This window comes from Cloacibacillus porcorum (assembly GCF_001701045.1).
Taxonomy (GTDB): Bacteria; Synergistota; Synergistia; order Synergistales; family Synergistaceae; genus Cloacibacillus; species Cloacibacillus porcorum.
In genome coordinates this window covers 1,233,781-1,254,097 of the sequence record NZ_CP016757.1, presented here as the reverse complement: position 1 = coordinate 1,254,097, position 20,317 = coordinate 1,233,781, and the positions used below count along the sequence as shown (strand labels likewise).

General features: G+C 52.4%; 16 protein-coding genes, 1 other RNA gene and 1 riboswitch. Of the genes, 7 read left to right on the top strand and 10 right to left on the bottom strand.

The annotated features are described in order from the left end of the window. Window positions 1-56: 56 nt before the first annotated feature. The 3 genes from BED41_RS05660 (at window position 57) to BED41_RS05650 (ending at window position 3,605) form a co-directional block, all read left to right on the top strand. Complete coding sequence (locus BED41_RS05660; protein ID WP_066743930.1) at window positions 57-512, top strand: very short patch repair endonuclease; 456 nt, start codon at window positions 57-59, stop codon at window positions 510-512. Window positions 513-581: 69 nt separating this feature from the next. Further along, a complete protein-coding gene (locus tag BED41_RS05655; protein WP_066743929.1) occupies window positions 582-2,477 on the top strand; it encodes an ATP-binding protein in 1,896 nt (631 codons plus the stop codon). A gap of 63 nt (window positions 2,478-2,540) precedes the next feature. Beyond that, a complete protein-coding gene (locus BED41_RS05650; RefSeq protein ID WP_066743928.1) occupies window positions 2,541-3,605 on the top strand; it encodes a DNA cytosine methyltransferase in 1,065 nt (354 codons plus the stop codon). A 162-nt stretch (window positions 3,606-3,767) separates the two neighbouring features. On the opposite strand, the gene BED41_RS05645 is transcribed toward BED41_RS05650, so the two are convergent. From BED41_RS05645 to pflB, 5 genes are all read right to left on the bottom strand, one after another. Further along, the gene (locus BED41_RS05645; protein WP_066743926.1) at window positions 3,768-4,925 is read right to left on the bottom strand and encodes a tyrosine-type recombinase/integrase; all 1,158 of its coding nucleotides are present in this window, start codon (window positions 4,923-4,925) and stop codon (window positions 3,768-3,770) included. A gap of 223 nt (window positions 4,926-5,148) precedes the next feature. After that, window positions 5,149-5,502: a transfer-messenger RNA gene (gene ssrA / locus BED41_RS05640) on the bottom strand. A gap of 63 nt (window positions 5,503-5,565) precedes the next feature. After that, window positions 5,566-6,060, bottom strand: coding sequence for an SsrA-binding protein SmpB (gene smpB, locus BED41_RS05635; RefSeq protein ID WP_066743924.1), 495 nt, complete (start codon window positions 6,058-6,060; stop codon window positions 5,566-5,568). Window positions 6,061-6,128: 68 nt separating this feature from the next. After that, window positions 6,129-6,842, bottom strand: coding sequence for a pyruvate formate-lyase-activating protein (gene pflA, locus BED41_RS05630; protein ID WP_066743922.1), 714 nt, complete (start codon window positions 6,840-6,842; stop codon window positions 6,129-6,131). Between the two features lies 1 nt (window position 6,843). Next, window positions 6,844-9,075, bottom strand: coding sequence for a formate C-acetyltransferase (gene pflB / locus BED41_RS05625; protein WP_066749006.1), 2,232 nt, complete (start codon window positions 9,073-9,075; stop codon window positions 6,844-6,846). An 85-nt stretch (window positions 9,076-9,160) separates the two neighbouring features. After that, a riboswitch (ZMP/ZTP riboswitch) is annotated at window positions 9,161-9,241 on the bottom strand. Between the two features lie 373 nt (window positions 9,242-9,614). Here pflB and BED41_RS16105 point away from each other — a divergent pair. Together BED41_RS16105 and BED41_RS05620 are read left to right on the top strand one after the other, a co-directional pair. Further along, window positions 9,615-9,740 carry an FAD-dependent pyridine nucleotide-disulfide oxidoreductase gene (locus BED41_RS16105; RefSeq protein WP_084002275.1) on the top strand — a complete coding sequence of 42 codons (126 nt, stop codon included), beginning with the start codon at window positions 9,615-9,617 and terminating at the stop codon, window positions 9,738-9,740. Window positions 9,741-9,755: 15 nt separating this feature from the next. Beyond that, window positions 9,756-10,958 carry an FAD-dependent oxidoreductase gene (locus BED41_RS05620; protein WP_333543843.1) on the top strand — a complete coding sequence of 401 codons (1,203 nt, stop codon included), beginning with the start codon at window positions 9,756-9,758 and terminating at the stop codon, window positions 10,956-10,958. 66 nt (window positions 10,959-11,024) lie between these two features. Here BED41_RS05620 and BED41_RS16615 read toward each other — a convergent pair whose 3' ends face one another. The 5 genes from BED41_RS16615 to BED41_RS05595 all read right to left on the bottom strand — a co-directional run bounded on the left by BED41_RS16615 (window position 11,025) and on the right by BED41_RS05595 (window position 18,051). Next, on the bottom strand, window positions 11,025-12,350 hold the full coding sequence (locus BED41_RS16615) for an Ig-like domain-containing protein (RefSeq protein WP_168160234.1): 1,326 nt from the start codon (window positions 12,348-12,350) through the stop codon (window positions 11,025-11,027). Window positions 12,351-13,739: 1,389 nt separating this feature from the next. Next, window positions 13,740-14,648: an SPFH domain-containing protein gene (locus BED41_RS05610; RefSeq protein WP_066743918.1), complete on the bottom strand. Its 909-nt coding sequence runs from the start codon at window positions 14,646-14,648 to the stop codon at window positions 13,740-13,742. Next, window positions 14,649-15,125: an NfeD family protein gene (locus BED41_RS05605; RefSeq protein WP_066743917.1), complete on the bottom strand. Its 477-nt coding sequence runs from the start codon at window positions 15,123-15,125 to the stop codon at window positions 14,649-14,651. 293 nt (window positions 15,126-15,418) lie between these two features. Continuing rightward, window positions 15,419-16,324 (bottom strand): ribokinase, encoded by a 906-nt coding sequence (locus BED41_RS05600; RefSeq protein WP_066743916.1) that lies wholly within the window; start codon window positions 16,322-16,324, stop codon window positions 15,419-15,421. A gap of 203 nt (window positions 16,325-16,527) precedes the next feature. After that, entirely contained in the window at window positions 16,528-18,051 is a 1,524-nt protein-coding gene (locus BED41_RS05595; protein ID WP_066743914.1) for a CoA-acylating methylmalonate-semialdehyde dehydrogenase, read from the bottom strand. A gap of 270 nt (window positions 18,052-18,321) precedes the next feature. On the opposite strand from BED41_RS05595, the gene BED41_RS05590 reads away from it, so the two are divergent. Further along, complete coding sequence (locus BED41_RS05590) at window positions 18,322-19,134, top strand: 2-keto-4-pentenoate hydratase (protein ID WP_066743912.1); 813 nt, start codon at window positions 18,322-18,324, stop codon at window positions 19,132-19,134. A 172-nt stretch (window positions 19,135-19,306) separates the two neighbouring features. Continuing rightward, on the top strand, window positions 19,307-20,314 hold the full coding sequence (locus BED41_RS05585) for a TRAP transporter substrate-binding protein (RefSeq protein ID WP_066743910.1): 1,008 nt from the start codon (window positions 19,307-19,309) through the stop codon (window positions 20,312-20,314). Window positions 20,315-20,317 lie beyond the last annotated feature (3 nt).

The following is a 20,317-nucleotide window of genomic DNA, read 5'->3' as shown; positions in this document are numbered from 1 at the left end:
AAAAATAGTCAAGAAAACTACGGACGTTAAGACAAAATAATAAAATACAGGTAAATATGGACAAACTGACACCAGAGCAACGCCACAAAGCGATGTCGAGAATTAAGACGAAAAACACTTCCATAGAGCTAAAACTTCGCAAAGCCCTATGGCACAGCGGCGTGCGCTACCGCAAAAACTACAAACGTCTGCCTGGCACGCCAGACATCGCCATAACAAAATACCGGATCGCAATCTTCTGCGACGGAGAGCTGTTCCACGGAAAAGGCTTCGAGGCTGGCAAGATGCGATTCGATACGAACAAGTCATACTGGGAAGCAAAAATAAAAAGAAACATAGAGCGCGACCGTCGCGTAGACGCCGAACTCCAAAAACTGGGCTGGACGGTGCTGCGCTTCTGGGGAAGGGAGATAACCCGCGATTTAGATGTATGCGTCGAATCAGTATTAGAGACAGTCGAACAGAACATTAATGAAATGCAAAAGATTCTACAAATACAAAAAAATTTGTAACAAACCAGCAGCAACGGATATAATTAACAAGGTTTAGACATACTAACAAACTTTTGAGGAGTGTCTCCGATGGCGGACAAAAAATATGAAATCGACATATCACCACGCATTCTAGAACTTCTTGGCCCGAACTTATACACAAATATATACTACATACTTGCCGAACTGATAGCAAACGCCTATGATGCTGACGCTCACAATGTGTGGATTTTTGATGACAAAGATGCAATTACAGTCGAAGACGACGGCAAAGGAATGTCGTACGAAAAAGGCGATATAAAGAAATACCTCAACGTTGCCGAAGTCACAAGGACTGGGGAAGAAGACGCATACACTCCGTCCGGCAGGAAAAAAATGGGACGAAAAGGCGTGGGCAAATTGGCGGCGCTGTCAGTATCCGAAAATGTAGTCATTAAGACAATCGCCGATGGTGAAAAATCAGGTTTCATACTGTCCAGGTACCCTAAAGAGGGAAATCTTCTAGAGCCGTTGACGGAACAAGAGGTCAAATTTAATAAAGTGAAAAGGCATGGAACAGCGGTAGTAATGCTGAAACCTAAATATACACTTCACGCTACTCTGGACGCAGTCAAAAAGAACTTGCTGCGAATCTTCCCAACGATTGGAGAAGGCTTCAAAATACACTTAATACGAAACGATGAAGATAAGATAGTCACAAGATCGGACAAATCGATGGTTGAAGAGCTGTGCGCGTTGATAACATTCGGCGAGCCATTTGCAAAATACGGGACGTATTTCGACTCTGGCATTGATGGCACAAAAGGTGAGCTGCTAAAAATATTGCCGGAAAAGGTGTTCGAAGGCGTTGAAATTATGAACAACAACCTAAAAGAAAAACGCCCTTACAATATCGTCGTAAAGGGCTGGATCGGCGCATATAAAACTACTTCCAACAGAAAACAGGTGGCATCTGATTTTCCAGATAATTTTATTTCATTATATGCGAATAACAAAATGGGAGAATTCAATATTCTTCCATCAATCGGGCAGAATAAATTAAATGAGGTGTACGTGGTAGGACAGCTTCATGTCGATATATTTGAACTTTCAGAGCTTGACGACATGGCGCTCAGCAACAGGCAAGGATATAGAACCGACGACGTTCGTTACCGAACTGTGATTGAATACGCAAGAAACGAGTTGCTTCCGCAAATATTGGAGCTACGCACAAAATATGCTTCTTTTAAGAAAGCTGAGCAGAACAAAAAGAAACTCGACAAACAAAAAGAAAACGAAAAGAAATTTCAAGAACAAGTAGAAACATTCATAAAGAAGACGTCTTCAGAAGCTGCCCAGCGCATGGTGAACGCCTTCGGCCAAGGAACCCCGCAGGAAGCAGAAAAAATTATAAGAGACACGATCAACGACAACAGCGCTGAGCTTGGACTGAAACCGCGCATAGACGAAGCGAAAAAGAAGTTGCTTATAAGCCATACTAAGAGTGATAAAGATTTCGCAGACGTCGTATACGAGATGTTGCTGTTCAACAACATTCCTAAAACCGACATTCTTTATACAAATTGCGACGACGAAACCGCCAGAATTCCAGTTGGCGTAAATAGAAAATACGGAGTTTATGATTACTTAAGAGATTTTTTTGTAAAAAGTAGGTCTGATCAAAATATTTTTGTAATTTTTATAACAAGCCTAGATATGAGGAATTCCTGGGGTGCGCTCGTAGAGGTTGGAGCGGCGTGGATTACTCGCTCTGAGCACAAAATATTTACAATAAACGAATTTCAACCCCAACAACCTCTTGATGTTTTTTCTACTTGGCAGACCAGCCAACGCATAGACGGCATAGGGCTACGTGCTGACAGTGTAAACTTCGACACATTTTGCCAATTTATAGAACATATCAGCAGATATCTACATTACAAACCTAAAGGACGAGATGATAACAAGAAGAAACTTGAAAGATTAGGGTTCTCTAGTGTATCTTAAAGAATACATCGACGAGAACGCATGATTTAGCTATAATACTGTATAAAGAAAGAGGTGACAGATATGTGCATTGTAAAGCGTACGGCTGTAGTTGACGTTTTCTGCGGCGCAGGCGGATTGACACATGGTTTTATAAAAGAAGGTTTCAATATCACGGCGGGTATAGATTTTGACGGTACTTGCCAATTTCCTTTCGAATTCAACAACCACGCCGTCTTTTTAAAAGAAGACGTAATGAAATTAAAAAGCGATACAATCAAAGGATACCTGAAAGACACCAATATAAAAATTCTAATCGGATGCGCCCCGTGTCAGCCGTTCTCCACATACAACAACGCCGACGATAGGAAAAAAGACGGCAAATGGCGGCTGCTGTATAAGTTTTCAGAGCTGATTAAAGAAGTCTCTCCCGATGTCTTTTCCATGGAGAACGTTCCGGCGCTGAAAGTTTTTGATAAAGGGAAAGTCTTATCGGATTTTAAAGAATCTCTGCTAGAAGCGGGATATTATGTCACTGAATTTATTGTAAATTGTGAAGAATATGGGATACCGCAACATAGAAAACGCTTGGTGGTCCTCGGATCCAAATACGCAGCGATAGACCTCATCCCACCGACGTGCAAAACACCTGCGGATTATAAAACAGTGAGAGACGCAATAAGCGCACTGCCGCCCTTAAAAGCCGGCGAGACGTCGCAGGACGATCCGCTGCATCGATGCGCTAGGCTGGAAGCTAAGAATCTGAGCAGAATCAAAGCGTCGAAGCCAGGAGGTACGTGGCGCGACTGGCCCGACTCTATAATCGCAGAATGTCATAAAAAGACGAGCGGCGCGACTTTCGCCTCCGTCTATGGCAGAATGTCGTGGGACGAGCCTTCTCCGACGATGACGACTTTATGCTTCGGATATGGTAACGGGAGATTTGGGCATCCCGAACAGGATAGGGCAATCTCCTTGCGCGAGGCCGCTCTCTTCCAAACATTTCCGATGGATTATCAATTTGTAAAACCCGGTGGAAAGTATGTCACTAAAATTTTAGGCAGACAAATCGGCAATGCCGTTCCTGTGGAACTGGGTAGAGTGATAGCACAGAGCATAGCAAGACACTTAAAGATCATTGGACGCTGATATATTTCTCAACGCCCATTTATTTTCATTGCACACATTTATTGTCACAATCATCTAAAATGCTTCTCCAGTTTCAAGTACCACCAGCCGCACTTAACTCATAGGCGTAAGATGTGTGTACCTGCATGAAGACCTACGCTCACCCAATAGACCATCCGCCTACTATCCCTCATCCCTCAGCCCATCCAGCTCATCCGCATACCACTGCATCATCCTCACTCGCTCCGGCATATACTTCGCCTGGTTATAAACCTCGCGCACCCCGCCGGCGTAATGTGCAAGCTGCATCTCAATCGCGTCCGGCGACCATAGCCCGGACTCATTGAGAATTGTTGAGGCCATATGCCGGAAACCGTGCGCCGTCATCTTGTCAGCTCCAAAGCCGATAGAGCGGATAGCTACCCGCACCGTATTCTCCGACATCGGCCGCAGCGGTGACCGCTCCGAGGGAAAGACGAACTCCGACTTATTGCCATCCTCGTCAAGCAGCAGCCTTTCGTCTTTTAATATCTCGACAGCCTGCCGTGACAGCGGCACGACGTGCTCCCTTTTGCCCTTCATGCGCTCCGCAGGGATGCGCCACTCGCAGCGCAACAGGTCTAACTCATGCCACAACGCGCCTCTAACCTCCCCTGGACGGCAGAAAGTATAAGCGCTGAAAAAAAGCGCGTTGCGCACCCGCCGCTGCCTATAATACCTTATTCCGCGCATAAGCTCCGCCACATCCCGCCTGTCAGTCAGCGCGGCGAAATGCGCGCTCCGTACAGGCATTAGATTGACGGAAAGACCGGCGGTAGGATCGGCCGCGACAATACCGGTAGGAATCCCGAACTGAAACGCCGCCGCAAAAATATCCAGCACCCGATGCGCCGTCTCGATATACCCCTCCTGCTCGATCTCCTTACAAAGAGCAAGAATCTCTTTACCCTTTATAAAAGCCGCCGGCCTATCCTTAAACCGCGGCAGGACGTACTTATCCAGCCTCATGCGGACAGTCCGGCTATAATTCTCAGACTGCGGCAAAATGCGCGTTTTATACCATTCCTCAGCCAGCTCGCCAAACCTAACATCAGGCACGTCAAGCCCGGAGGCGATACCGATCTCCCGCTTCTTCAAAGCGCAGGCCTCGCGGGCCTCCTTCACGGAAAGGTCGGGCCACTTTCCCAACATAAACTTCTTAGTTTTTTTATCCATGGTTAAACGCAGCCACCAATACTTTTGTCCAGCCGGAACAACCTCCAGATAAAGCCCCTTGCCGTCAGCCTTCATATAGCGAACGTCGCGCGGCTTCATATCACGCACGGAAATCTCCGTCAACATCCTATCTCGACCTCCCTTGTACTATAAATTTCGTTTTAGTACAACTTTAAGAAGTTTATAGTACAATTTCTTCGTGATTAGGCTTGATTTTACATGAGACAAAATGAGAAAGCACACAATACCCCAAACCACGAATTTTCCAGTATTATACAGTATTCAACAATACTTTGAGAAGGCTTGAAAAACGAAACAAGCCCCCTTGCGGGGGCTTGATAATAATGTCTGGTGGAGACGCGGGGAATCGAACCCCGGTCCAACAGAGGCCGACCTGGAGGGCGCTACGTGCGTAGTCTATGCTTTAAATTTCGGGTTGGAGGCTCCCACAGACAGGATACTCTTTCCCTAGCCTTTCCTGAATCTCGGACGTCAGCCGAAAAGCTCTGCCGCAATCCCAGCCATCTTTGTGACGCTCTAGCGGGACCCGACGGCGGAAGTCCCGGAGAGCGCGCTGCTTAACTAAGCAGCGAGTGCGTAATTGTCTTCGACAATTATTGTTTTGGAGCCGGATTAACGAGGATTCCCCATCCTCGGCACGCTCCCTCCGACCCTCCATCTGCTGTCGAAACCTGTCGTCCCCAGTGGGTGGTACGGATGGTGCAAAACGCCGGGCCGCTTTCGTAAGCCGCGTTCCGGTGTTCAGTTAATAGTCTTCGCCGCGGCCTTTGCGGCGGACTGCTCTCTCTATTTCACGCGCGGCGTCGCGTTCGGCGGCACTGTCGCGTTTGTCATGGAGCTGCTTGCCCTTTGCCACGGCAAGCTCAACTTTGGCCCGCTTTCCCTCTTTTAAGTATATCTTGAGAGGGACGAGTGTGAAGCCCTTTTCGCGCGTCTTTTCGAGCAGCCTGCGTATCTCCGTCTTGTGGACGAGCAGCTTGCGCGGACGCAGCGGGTCTTTGTTGTAGATAGTACCTTTCTCATAGGGAGAGATATGGACGTTGTGAAGCCATAGCTCGCCGCCCTCTACGGAGGCAAAACCATCCTTAAGATTGGCCCTGCCCTCGCGGATGGACTTTATTTCAGTCCCCGACAAAACGATGCCAGTCTCAAAGGAGTCTATGATGAAATACTCATGCCTTGCCTTTCGATTCTGGGCAACTGTCTTGTCTTCCGGCACTATTCTCACCTCGAGAGGCATTATACCTGTTTGAACAACTTTAGTCAAATCGTAGTATTGCCGATAGGCGGGGCCTCGGCATAAGATATTTATGGCCGCCGGATACCGGCTGCCCTCTGCAGCTCCGCGATCCGCTCCGTTGGACATTCGGGATAATCCTTCAACGGAAAGGCGATACCCAGTTTTTCGTACTTCGCGGCGCATATTTTTCTGAAGGGCAGCAGTTCGAGGCGCTCCAGATTGGCGAAGCCGCGCGCCAGTTCGCCAAGGCGCGCCGCCTCCGCCGCCCCGTCGTTTATCTCGGGCACGATCACCTGCCGCAGCCACAGCGGTTTTTTCATCTCCGCCGTCAGCGCGAGGAACTCCATCACCGGCGCGAGCGAGCCGCCGCAGTATCTGGCGTAGTCCTCCTCCGTCGTGAATTTTATGTCGCAGATCACAAGGTCGGTACAGCGCAGCACCTCCGCCGCGCCGCGCGTTCCGCAGGCCCCCGAGGTGTCAAGCGCCGTGTGACAGCCGCGCGCCTTCAGCTCACGAAACAGCGCCGCCGCAAAATCCGGCTGCATAAGAGGCTCGCCTCCGGAGAGCGTGACGCCGCCATTTTTGATAATGTAGGGGCGCAGCCGTTCGATCTTCGCGGCCAGCTCATCCACGGAGACCGCATATCCGCCGTCCGCCGCCCAGCTCTCCGGATTATGGCAGTAAGCGCAGCGCAGCGGACACCCCTGCGCGAATACCACGCAGCGCAGGCCGGGACCGTCGACCGCTCCCATGCTCTGAAAACCGCAGACGCGCCCCTTCATCCTACATGACGCCGTGGAAGGTGCGCGAGACCACCTCACGCTGCTGCGCGCGCGAGAGTTTATGGAAGTTCACGGCATAGCCGGAGACGCGGATCGTGAGGTTCGGATATTTCTCCGGATATTTCATCGCCTCGCAGAGCGTCTCGCGGTTCAGCACGTTGACGTTGAGGTGGTGCGCTCCCTGCGCGAAATAACCGTCAAGCACCGATACCATGTTGCCGAGCCGTTCATCCTGAGAATGGCCCAGCGCCTCGGGGATGATCGAGAAGGTGTTGGAGATGCCGTCACGGCAGGCCGCGTAAGACAGCTTGGCGACGGAGTTCAACGAGGCCAGCGCCCCGTTCTTCTCGCGGTTGTGCATCGGGTTCGCACCCGGCGCAAACGGCTCGCCGGCCATGCGCCCGTCAGGCGTCGAGCCGGTCTTTTTTCCGTAGACTACATTCGAGGTTATCGTGAGGATCGACAGCGTGTGTTCCGCCCCACGGTAGGCTGGGTTCTTTTTCAGCTCGTTGAGAAACAGCTCTATCTGTTCGCGCGCGATGGCGTCGACCCGGTCGTCGTCGTTGCCAAAGGCAGGGTAATCGCCCTCGGTGATAAAATCGGTGATAAGCCCGTCTTCGCCGCGTACCGCACGCACCTTCGCGTACTTTATCGCCGACAGCGAATCGGCAAGCACGGAGAGTCCCGCCGCGCCAAAGGCCATATAGCGGTGCACCTCGGTGTCGTGCAGCGCCATCTGCGTCTTTTCGTAGGCATATTTGTCGTGCATATAGTGGATCATATTCATCGCCGAAACATAGGTCCCGGCAAGCCACGGGCGGTAAAGATCCATCAGCGCCAGCACCTTGTCATATTCAAGGATCTCTCCCTCATACGGCGCGTGCGCGGGGCCGACCTGCTCGCCGCTCTTCTCGTCGCGCCCGCCGTTGAGGCTCATCAGCATCAGCTTCACGAGATTGGCGCGCGCGCCGAAGAACTGCATCTCCTTACCCACCCGCATCGCCGAGACACAGCAGGCGATCGCGTAATCGTCGCCGTAGACCGGCCTCATGAGGTCGTCGTTCTCGTACTGTATCGCGTCGGTATCGCAGGAGACCTTCGCCGCGAAGCGTTTAAAGGCCTCCGGCAGCGCCTCCGACCACAACACCGTGAGATTCGGTTCGGCGGACGGCCCCAGATTATAGAGGGTGTTGAGCATACGGTAGGTATTTTTTGTAACCAGCGTACGTCCGTCCTCGCCCACGCCGCCAAGGGCCTCCGTTATCCACATCGGATCGCCCGCAAAGAGCTCGTTATACTCCGGCGTACGCAGATGACGCGCCATGCGCAGCTTCATCACAAAATCATCCATTATCTCCTGCGCGCCGCGCTCGTCAAGCCGTCCCCGCGCCAGGTCACGCTCGAAATAAATATCGAGGAAGGTCGAAACGCGCCCGATGGACATCGCCGCGCCGTTCTGCTCCTTGATCGCGCCGAGATAGGCGAAATAGAGCCACTGTACGGCCTCGCGGGCGTTCGCCGCCGGTTGGGAGATGTCGAAGCCGTAAAGGGAGGCCATCTCCTTGAGCTTGCCGAGGAAATTTATCTGCTGATAAAGCTCCTCAAGCAGCCGGATGTTATCCTGCAGCATCACGCCCGCAGCCGCGATGCGCGCCTTGTCTCTCCTCTTTTCTTCTATAAGGCGGTCCACGCCGTAAAGCGCGACGCGGCGGTAATCGCCGATGATGCGCCCGCGCCCGTAAGAATCGGGCAGTCCCGTAATAATGCCGCAGTGACGCGCTGTCTTGATCTCATCGGAATAGACACGAAATACGCCGTCGTTATGTGTCGTGCGGTATTGAAACTCCCTCTCCACCTTGTCCGACAGCGAATAGCCGTAGGCTTCGCAGGCCTTGCGCGTCATCGCGATGCCGCCGAAGGGGTTGACGCCGCGGCGCAGCGGCCTGTCTGTCTGCAGGCCGACGATGATCTCCCGCTCCTTGTCCAGATACCCGGCGCGGTAATTTGTCAGCGAGGTCACCGTCTGCGTATCGATATCCAGCACGCCGCCAAACTGCCGTTCAAGGTCAAAAAGATGTTCAAGTTTTTTCATGAGGGCTTCCGTGCGCTCCGTCGGGCCGCAGAGAAACTCCGCGCCCTCCTCATAAGGCCGGTAATTTGTTTGGATAAAATCCCTCACATCGACGGCCTCCAGCCATCTCCCCTCGCGAAAACCCTGCCATTCCTCTCTCATACAGCTTTCCTCCCGTTCATAATAAAAACATTCCTTCCCTGCGCCCTTTTTCATGTAAAACACGAAAAAGGGCAGCATCGAAAAGGAATGCTGCCCAGACGGTCGGCTCTATATCACCGTGATCCCACTGTGGTGCTCCACAATTATCCGTCAGGGACCACGGACGATGATTAATGTCTGGACATTATATAATAAGATTTTATTTTTGTTAACCCCATCCTTGAATATATTGGCAGATAGCGGCAATAAAGATGTTATTCACAAAAATGCCCGACAGGACATCGCAGAGATATTTGTAACGACCGGCAAAACCGGTCATACGCTTTGGCGGCGCCGTATGCTATTATGCGGTAAGAGAGTTTGGAGCTGACGCTGATTCAGAGCCGGCGGGTATTTGCCGCCGTTACGTGTTTTCACGCACCCATATCCCTCCTTTTTCAGTTGCGTAACGCGGGAGGCACACTAAAATGGGCGGAGATCGGCTACATTGTTTATATCTTGCGCCGCGCGTCATGGCGCGGCGGCGGAGGCGGTAGTATATGAAAATTGTGATCATCGGGGGCGTGGCCGGAGGAGCCACAGCCGCCGCGCGTATCGGTTCACTGTCAAAGGAAGCCAGGGTGGTGATGTTTGAGAAGGGGCCCTTCATTTCATTGGGAACCTGAGGCCTTCCATATTTCATCGGCGATGAAATAAAGGACGCCTCCTCTCTGACTCCCTTCACACCGGAGGAGTTCAAAGAAAGACATGGCGCGGAGGTACGGGTGGAGAGCCGCGTCACCGCGATAGACCGTAAAAATAAGAACGTAACCGTCGAGTCTCACGGAAAACGGTACACTGAGAGCTATGACAAGCTGCTGATCGCCACCGGCGCGGAACCCTACCGCGCGCCGTTCCCGGGGGCGGCGCTGCCGGGAGTATTCACCCTCAGAAGCCTCGGCGACGCAAAGGCTATTAAGAGCTGGATAACCGAGCGCGGCGTAAAAAAGGCCGTCGTCATCGGCGGCGGCTATATCGGCCTGGAGTGCGCCGAGAACCTCAAAAAAAGGGATATAGACACATTCATAGTCGAGATGGGCAACAAGCTGATGGCCCCCTTCGACACGGATGTGGCGGCGCGCGTCCAGCGCCATATCGAAAACAACGGCGTCGGCGTACAGATAGGCTGCCAGGTAAGGCGCATCGACGATGAGGGAGGTCTCGCGGTGCAGATGTGTCCTGAGAGAAGGAGCGCCGACATGGTGATCCTCGCCGCGGGCGTGCGCCCTGACACCGGCCTCGCGCAGGCGGCGGGGCTGGAGATGAACAAAAAAGGCTCGATAATCACCGACGCGGGTATGCGCACCTCCGATCCCAACATCTACGCCGTCGGCGACGCCGTACAGGTGACAAACTTCGTCACCGGCGAAGCGGATTTTGTCCCGCTCGCCGGCCCCGCCAGCAGGCAGGGGCGCGTCGCGGCGGAAAATATCCTCGGCGGCGACAGCCGTTACGACGGCGCGCAGGGCAGCGGCATCCTGAAAATATTCGGCATGACGGCGGCCTGCACTGGTATCAATGAGGAGAAGGCGCGCCGCCACAACATAGACTGCGGCAGCGTAAGCCTCGAATACCCCTCGCACGCCGGTTATTACCCCGGAGCCGAGGAGATATTCATGAAGGTGGTCTTTGAAAAAGGCACGGGGAGGATACTGGGCGCACAGCTTACCGGACTGGACGGCGTGGACAAACGCTGCGACGTGATGGCAACGGCCATCCGTATGCGCGCAACAGCGCACGACCTGACGCGCATCGAACTCTGCTACGCCCCGCCCTTCGGCACGCCGAAGGATATCGTAAACGTCGCGGGCGACCTGATCGAGAAAGCGCTCGGCAGGAGATAACTTAAAAAATACAAAAACGCCCGCGGCATCTGTCATCAGGCCGCGGGCTGTTATTATCTTCTCAAATTACCTCCGGCGCCGTCCGCGCAGCAGTACCGGCAGCGCCGCTAGCGCGAGAAGCGCGGCTCCGCCAAACCCGGCGCTGCAGCCGCCGCCAGACGAACTCTCACGCGCGGGGGCCTCCTTCGCCTTCAGCACCACCAGCGGGTCTATGACAGAGCCATTTTCCGCGCCGTCAAGGTCGAACTCCCCGCCGTCTTTTATAAAGAGAGTCAGGACATAATTCTCTTCCGGCATCACCGGACCGCTGTATATTTCGCCGTCCTTATAAAGGGCACAGCTGCGGTCTTCGATCTCGCGTTCTTCGCCGATGGCCTTGAAAAGCACGCCCCTGCCGTCCGGAAGCACCTTCATCACCTTAATATCCCGCGCGCTGTCCGCCTTGCCGAAGTTATCCCCGCTCACCGTAAAACCAAAGGCGATAATCCGGCCGCTCTCGGCTGAACCGCAGGCCGCCTTGATGAGAGGCACCGGCATCACGCTCTCGTAGTAAAGGCCGGGGTTCTCTTTTTTCACAGATTCGAGCGCCCCGCCGACAACATCCTGGCGCAAAATTACGCTGCCGTCCTCCTTGGCCGTCAACAGGCTCTTATCCATGCTGATGGCCTTCGCCAATTCCTCTATTTCGCTCTCTCCGTAGTATTCAGGCTTGGAGAGCGCCGCCGTATCGGTCTTCACCGCCGGCCGTTCCGGCTTCGGGTTGGAGAGATAATCTTTTTTCACCGTGAGGGTAAACTGATCGCGTATGCCGCTGCCGTCCCTCGCCTCCACGGTTATCACCGTCTCACCCGCCAAAAGCGCCGTGATCTCCCCACTCTGCCCCGTGACCGCCGCCACCTTATTATTGCTGCTGCTCCAGACGAGATCTTTATTTGTAGCGTCCTCCGGCAGCACTTCGCAGATGAGATTAAAGGCCTCACCCTCTTTCAGCGACTGCGGAGCGTTTGTTATCTTTATTGATTTTACGCGTGTAATGTCGCTCGTGACCCTGACGGCGGCGGAAAGCGCCGGGGCCAATAACGGATTGGAGGAAGTGTCGGCGGTATCGCCGGCCAAACGCAAAGGTAAGACGTCGCTTTTCCCAAACTTTGTGGCGGTGAGTGTCAGGGAGGCACCGACATTGAATACGCCCTTTTTCGTCGCCGAGATTACGGTGTTATTATCACCATCCTGCGTTAAGGTGACGCCGGGAACATCGCTGGAGCTCCAATTTAAGACCGCCGATGGATCATTGCCGGGCCAGGTACGAAAGAGAGGATTAGCTATGCCTGCTTCCCTATTAAATGAGAGGGAGGCAGGGTCCACGGTGTAGGCGCAGACTACGTTAGACAAATCACTAAAATTTGAGATATCCGTGCCTTGGTTGCTAGTATCCCCCCCACCTACAGCTTTCGCTGCCACACTCTTTAGCCAGCCACAATTAGCTATCGCACCGGCATCATTTCCTGATATAGCACCCACATCCGGATATCTTCCGCCTGTGACTGACTTGACATTACCAACTACTGCGCAATTTCTTATTGAACAGTCCACGTTTTGCTGATTGCCAGATATACCGCCAAGATTATTCCGGCCTTCAACTTCGGAACCAGAAACGCAATTAAATATAGAGATCTTCTTGTTACAGTTTCCCACTATACCGCCCACGTAATCTGTTTCTGTGTCAAATTTCACAGACGACACACAGTTAATTACCTGTACATTATCGTTTGCGTAACCTGCAATTCCACCATAACCAGCATTCCTTGCCCCTGCTTCAACATTAATTTTAATTTGTCCAGAACTGTAGGAATTAAGTATATAAGTATTTTCAGAGAAACCTACAATTCCACCACACTTTAAATTGCCAGTTGTAATGTTCACTTCCGAAATGCAATTTATTATGTATATTTCCGCACCACCAGCTTGAGAAGTTCCTATGATCCCGCCGATGTTAATGTTGTTGCCAGTTGCTTCATTTAATATCGAACCAACTGCTCTGCAATTTTCAATCCTGCTGCCACCATCCCACGAGACATTTCCTACAATAATACCAATGTTGTTTGCTGATGCTTTTATATCGCCAGATACCGTGAGATTCTTTACAACGGCGTTATCTATCAGACCAAAAAAACCAGCCCTATTATTAAAAGGAGCGTCCACGTACATACCAGTTATAGCATATCCTTGCCCATCAAATGTTCCCTTAAAGGAACCGCTATTGCTCCCCACTGGCGTCCACGGCTCGTTTGCCAAATCAATATCGGCCGTGAGCTTAACAACTTTGCCCTCGTATGAATTTTGATTTTCATTGACTTCCTTCGCAAAGGCCCGGAGACCGTCTGCATCTGAAATCAATAAATCACCCTCCCCCGCCGCAAACCCACAGACAGAAAAAGACAACAGCAAGGCAAAAGCAACCAACAGAACGGATAAAGAACGTCCGGTCTTCATGAAGATATTCCCCCATTAAAGTTATTTGTACTAAAAAACTGAACAGCCTCCGCGGGCACACACAAAACTCCTCAAGTATCCCCCAAATGAATACTTTAACGAGAAATTTTCCTATATTTGCATACCACGAATACTACACAAAGCATAGCCATTTTATTTAGGAAAAGAACGGTAGAAATACCGATGACTGAAATAGTTACATTTTTAAATAAAAAATTCTCGGCAGCCGCTAAACAGAGGGCCGCCGAGATCGGATTCCTTTATATCTAAAAAATAATTTCGCCCGCCTTACTTTGCCTCTTTGGGGTCTTCTTTGACCAGCTCTTTGAGCGAGGCGGCAAGCCCCGCGAGTCCCTGTATCTCCGAGGGGATGATGATCTTTGTCGCCTGTCCGTCTGCGGCCTTGCCGAAGGCTTCCAGGCTCTTGAGGGCCACCACCTCTTTGGAGGGGGCCGATTCGTTGAGCATTTTGATACTGTCTGCTACCGCACGCTGTACTGCGAGGATAGCCTCCGCTTCGCCGGCCGCCTCGCGTATCTTCTGCTCTTTGACGGCGTCGGCGCGCAGTATCGCCGACTCTTTTTCACCCTCGGCGATGAGGATTTTGCTCTGCTTTTCTCCCTCTGCGAGCAGTATCGATTCACGTTTCTCACGTTCGGCCTTCATCTGGCGTTCCATCGCCGCCATGATCTCCTGCGGCGGCACGATGTTTTTGACCTCCACCCGGTTGACCTTGATGCCCCATTTATCGGTGGCCTTGTCAAGCGTCTCCGTAATGGTGGAGTTTATTTGGTCTCTTGAGGTCAGGGTGTGGTCGAGTTCCAGAGAGCCGATTATGTTTCTCAGCGTGGTCGCGGTGAGGTTCTCTATCGCCGAGAGCGGATATTCCACACCGTAGGTAAGCATCTTGGCGTCCGTCACCTGGAAGAATACCACCGTGTCTATCTGCATCGTAACATTATCCTTGGTGATGACCGACTGCGGCACAAAATCCACCACCTGCTCCTTGATCGAGACCTTATTCGCGATACGGTCCACAAAGGGCAGTTTGACATGCAGCCCCGCGCCCCAGGTGCAGAGGTAGGTCCCAAGCCGTTCCACAACGTAGACGCTGCCCTGCGGCACGATGCGGACGTTGGCCATGACGATCATTATCAGCACAAATACGATGAATGTCAGAAATATCGTTGAAAGCATTTAATTTTCCTCCTCTTTATCAGAAACCTTTTCCACGATCAGCTTTACGCCGCGCAATTCTTTGACAAGGACGACTGCCCCCTTATCGAGCTTCGTCCCGTCAGCGCTGCGCGCCGCCCATTCAAGGCCGTTCGCCAGAACGCGTCCTTTTTCCAGGATATTGTCTACCGGCGAGACGACGACCCCCTTCTGCCCGATCACCAGGTCGGCGTTCGTCGGAGTCTTTTCCACGTGCAGGATGTTTTTCAAAAACGGGCGCGTGAAGATCATCGCAACGACGCTGGCGGCGATAAATACTATGATCTGAAAATTGAAACCGATGCCAAAGGCGGCGGGCAGCATCGTCACCAGCGCGCCGATCGAAAACCATATTGAGACAAGCCCGACCGTCGCCGCCTCAAAAATCCCGGCCACAACCGCGACGATCAGCCAGAAAATCACCGGATTCGCCGTTATCAGATCCCAAAGTCCTCCCATTTTATCCCCCTCTTCTAAAGACGCCGTCTGTCAAAAGACCGCTCCCTTTCAATATCTACTCCCTATAAGGTAGCATAACATAGCAAAGCCTTATTGGAAACATTTTGATTAAATACAGAGGGTAAAATTATGGTTGTCGTTTAATGTGATATTCACGGACTTTAGAGCGAGGTTTTGCTGTATTTAAACTATATAACGGCAAATACGCATAGCGGCGGCCCGACCGATATAGGGCCGAGCCGCCGATAAATAACATCGTGGGAATGATTTTATGGCAGTGAACCGCGCTGTATTTACGAAAAATACTCCGTGACCTCCGCCAGAGTGGGGATTGAGGGAGAGGCCCCCGGTTTGGTTACGCTCAGCGCCGCCGCTTTGGAGGCCAGATCCATCGCCTCCGATACGGAAAGCCCTCTCATCCTGCCGCCGATGAAGAACCCCGTGAAGGTGTCTCCGGCGGCGGTCGTGTCGACCGTTTTTATATGATAGGGGCGCTGGCGCACCGTCTCGCCGCAGCCAATATAGGCGGAGCCCTCCTCACCCAGCGTCAAGATGATCTCCGCTGCTGGGAATTTTTCACCCAGTGCCGCCATAAGCTCCGCCTCCGCCGCGCGCGGTTCGTTCTCAATTCCCAGCAGCTGCGCCGATTCTACGCGGTTCAGCATAAAGCAGTCCACATATTCCAGGGGGAAGTCCAGAACCGAGACCTCCATCGGCGAAGGGTTCAGCACCACCCACATCCCTCTTTCATGCGCCCGGCGGATGATGTATGGAATCTCGTTTATCTCGTTTTGCAGGACAAGGCAGTCGCCGCGTTGGAAACCGGCCAGGACGATATCCGCCTGCTCCCGCGTCACGGCGCGGTTCGCGCCGCCGTACAGGATGATGCAGTTATCGCCCTCCGCGTCGTTTTGAATGACCGCGCTGCCAGTCCGCACATCTCCCAGCACACGAACGTATCCGGTATCGACGCCCGCGGCCTCCAGCTCTTTCAGCAGGAACAGGCCGTCTTCGCCGATACAGCCGGCGAGGCAGGACTCCGCCCCCGCCCTTGAGAGAGCAATCGCCTGGTTCAGCCCCTTCCCGCCGCTGAATATGCGTAAGGAATCGGCGGAGATGGTCTCTCCCTTTTTTACAAAATGGCGTACCTTATATGTATAATCGATATTCATGGAACCAAAACATAATACCTTCGCCATCGTCTTCCTCCACACAGCAATTACAAATTCCGCTTCCTATCATATAACACATTTACTCTAACATAGGCGGCGGGAAAAAGATACGGACCGGCATGGAGGACTATAGAAAGGCTGGCGGACGAAAAAGCTAATGGATGTACGCCTGGATAATCTCCAGCGTCCACCCATCAGCTTTTTACCATCTATTAAATTTTATTGACTTTTTACATACTTCCCCCGACCGAGCCCTCCCAGGTATCCACCTTGCCGGAGGGCCTCTCCTCAGCATCGAACCAATGCGTCGTGACCGCCTTCACCTCGGTGAAGAAACGCACGCCGTCTTTGCCGAGACAGTGCAGATCGCCGTAGAAACTTTCCTTATGTCCGCTGAAGGCGAATATCCCCACCGGCACGGGGATACCGACGTTGACGCCAACCTGGCCGCCGTCGGTCCTATAGGCGAATTCGCGCGCATAATAGCCGCTCTGCGTGTAAATCACCGAACCGTTGGCGAATTGGTTGCCGTTCATGACGGCGAGCCCCTCTTCGAAATTCTTGACGCGCTTTATACAGAGGACGGGGCCGAATATCTCTTCGTCTCCGATCGACATCCCCGGCGTTACGTTATCGAAGATGGTGGGGCCGAGGTAAAAACCGTTCTCATATCCGGGGACCACAACGTTTCTGCCGTCAAGCACAAGCGTCGCGCCCTCTTCGACGCCTTTATCTATCCAGCCGGAGACACGGGCCTTATGCGCGGCGTCCACCAGCGGACCGAGGTCCGTCGTTTTATCGTAGGCGGGGCCAATCTTTAATTCTTTCGCGAATTTTACGACCAGTTCCACCAGTTTGTCCGCGACGCTCTCCTGAACACATACCACGGGAAGCGCCATACATCTTTCACCGGCGCAGCCGAAGGCGGAGTTGATGATGCTCCTGGCGGTCCGTTCAAGGTCGGCGTCCGCCATCACCAGCGCATGGTTTTTGGCCTCGGTCTGCGCCTGCACCCGTTTGCCGTGCGAAGCGGCTATCCCATATATATGCTTTCCGACGGAAGATGTGCCGACAAAGCAGATGCCCTTGATATCGGGATGCGTGAGGAACTGCTCCGATTCGTGCCTCGTACAGGTGACGATGTTGAGAACGCCGTCGGGAAGCCCGGCCTCCTGCCACAGTTCGGCGCAGCGGATAGCGGTAAGCGGCGTCTTGGAGGCCGCTTTGACGACGATCGTATTGCCGGTCGCTATGCAAATGGGGACCATCCATCCCATAGGGATCATTCCGGGAAAGTTAAAGGGAGAGATACCGGCGAATACTCCCAGCGGCTCCCTGTATGTGACGGTGTCATAACCCTTTGAAGTGTTCATCAGGGATTCGCCCACCATAAGAGAGGGAACCCCGCAGGCAAACTCAACCGGCTCTTTTACCTTCGCTATGTCGCCGGCCGATTCCGTCCAGTTCTTCCCGTGTTCGCGGGCGCACAGCTCTGTCAGTTCGTCAAAATGGGCCATCAGCAGCTCACGGAACTTATATAGGACCTGTGTTCTCTTCATGACCGGCGTGTCGCGCCACATCGGGAAAGCCTTTTTTGCGCACTCTATAGCGTGGGCCACCTCATCGGCGGAACAATTAGGAATTTCGGCCATGACCTCTCCGGTACTCGAATTAAAAACAGGAGAATAGTTCCCTGTCCGGGTATCAAGCCATTCTCCGCCAGCAAAATATTTCATCTTTTTTACTTCCGACATTATTTCTCCCCCTTAATAAACATTGATACTGCTCTCTGCAACGCAGATATTATATTCTCAATTATAAAAAGTCAATATCAAAAATGATAATTAAATATCAAAAATAGATATTTTTCAGGATATATAAAATTAAATTTTGATAATATTGCGTTTTTAATATTATCGTGATATATTTGGCAAAGAGCGGAATTAGGTTATATTTTTAGTGTAAAACGGTATTTTCACAAGAAGGTTCCTCGAATCAATAATATAAGAGAGAGTGTGATAAGTATGTGTGAGAAACAATCTACCTTGAGAACGGCAAGGATCAAGGATATCGCAGAGCGGCTTTTTAAGGCCGAAACTACCAAACAGCCGATCGCTCCCATTCACGACGAATTCCCGGACCTTACACTAGAAGAGGCATATGCCGTCCAGATGGCCGCGGCGGAAAATAAGCTCGCCTCTGGCTGGAAAATCGTCGGCAAAAAGGTCGGACTGACCAATAAAGAGGTTCAAAAGCAGCGCGGAATCCTTGAGCCGGACTACGGACATATCTTCGACCATAACATCATCCCCGAGGGAGACCCCATCAGTATCGCGTCGCTGATGGTCCATCCGGTCATTGAAGTCGAGCTGGCCTTTGTCATGCGCCGTGACCTGATCGGCCCCGGCGTCACCGTAGCGAAGGCGTATCACGCGGTGGAGGGGATCCTGCCGGCCTTTGAGATAGTGGAACGCCGTATGTACCCGCTCTCCAAGACTATAGAAGAAAGCGTATGCGACAACGCCGCCTGCGGGAAGATCGTCCTCGGAAGCAAGCTCACTCCCATAGAAAATCTTAATCTAAAGAGCATCGGCGTCTATTTGGAGAAGAATGGGAGCCTGATCGACAGCGCCTGCTGCGCGACCGTGTTAGGGACGCCCATCATGTCCGTCGCGTGGCTCGCAAATAAACTGGCGCAGTTCGGAGTCGGCCTCTATGAGGGCGAAGTAATAATGACGGGTTCGATATGCCTCATGCATCCCATCGCCCCCGGTGAGAATTATCACGCGGTATTCAGCGACAACATCGGAGATCTTATGGTCTCATTCGTATCCTGACGCGGCCGGGCCTCCGGCGCTCGTCCCAACAATGATTTGAAAGGCGGGAGGGATATCTTTGACTTAGCTTCTTTTGCCGGCGATTGACATGAAGCGGTATCGGAATCTTTTTGGAGGCGGCAATTCTAATCCGTAGATCGATTAGTTTACATCTAAATAGGGAGTGGTAAAAATGAGTAAAAGCAGTAAAAAATCATTCGCGGCGGCTCTGATGATAATGTCCATAGCCTGCGTCGGTATTTTGGGCGTGTGCAAACCGGCATTCTGCGCGGCAAAGCCGGTAACCCTTAGCTTCGCCCATGTTATGTCCGAAAATTCGATCGCGCAGGACATCGCCCGCGACGTGAAGAATTATGTTGAAAAGAAATCAAACGGCGAGATAAAGATCGACATCTACCCCTCTTCGTCCCTCGGCGGCGAAACGGACTATGTTGAAGGGCTGCAGGCCGGTACGATAGACATGGCGCTGATCACCATCTCCGTCTTCCAGAACTGGTGCAGTGAAACGGGGCTCTTTGACATTCCTTTTATCATAGAAAACTTTGACGCCGCCTCCGCCATTTGGAACAGCGATATCTGCGAGCCCATGAAGAAGCAGATCCGCGCGCTGGGCATGGAGCCCTACGGCGCGGCCGCGCTCGGAGCTAGAATGCTGACGAACAACGTCCGCCCCGTCACCGTACCGGCCGACGTTAAAGGGCTGACCATCCGCACGATGGTGGCAAACCTTCCGGTCGAGACCTGGGAGCTGCTGGGGGCGAACGTCGTCTCCATGAACGTCGGCGAGGTCTTCAGCGCCCTGCAGACCGGCGTCATCGACGGACAGGAAAACCCGATCACCGCGATCAAATCAAACAGCTTCTACGAAGTGCAGAAGTACATGTCCCTGACAGGACACACCTTCAGCCTCTACATTCTGCCCGTAAGCAACGCGGTAGCCTCGAAGCTTACGCCCAAGCAGCTGGCGATCGTCAAAGAGGGCGTTGAGAAAGCGGCCCGCGCCAGCGGAAAGCATCTGGACGACAGAACGGCCGAGGACTTGAAGTTCCTGGAAAAGGCCGGCGTGAAGGTGAATAAAATAAATCTGCAGGCCTTCCGCGACGCGGTCAAACCCCTTTATAAGAAATACAGCAAAGTCTATGGCAACAAAATAGATCGGATACTCAAAAAAGAGTATTAAGCA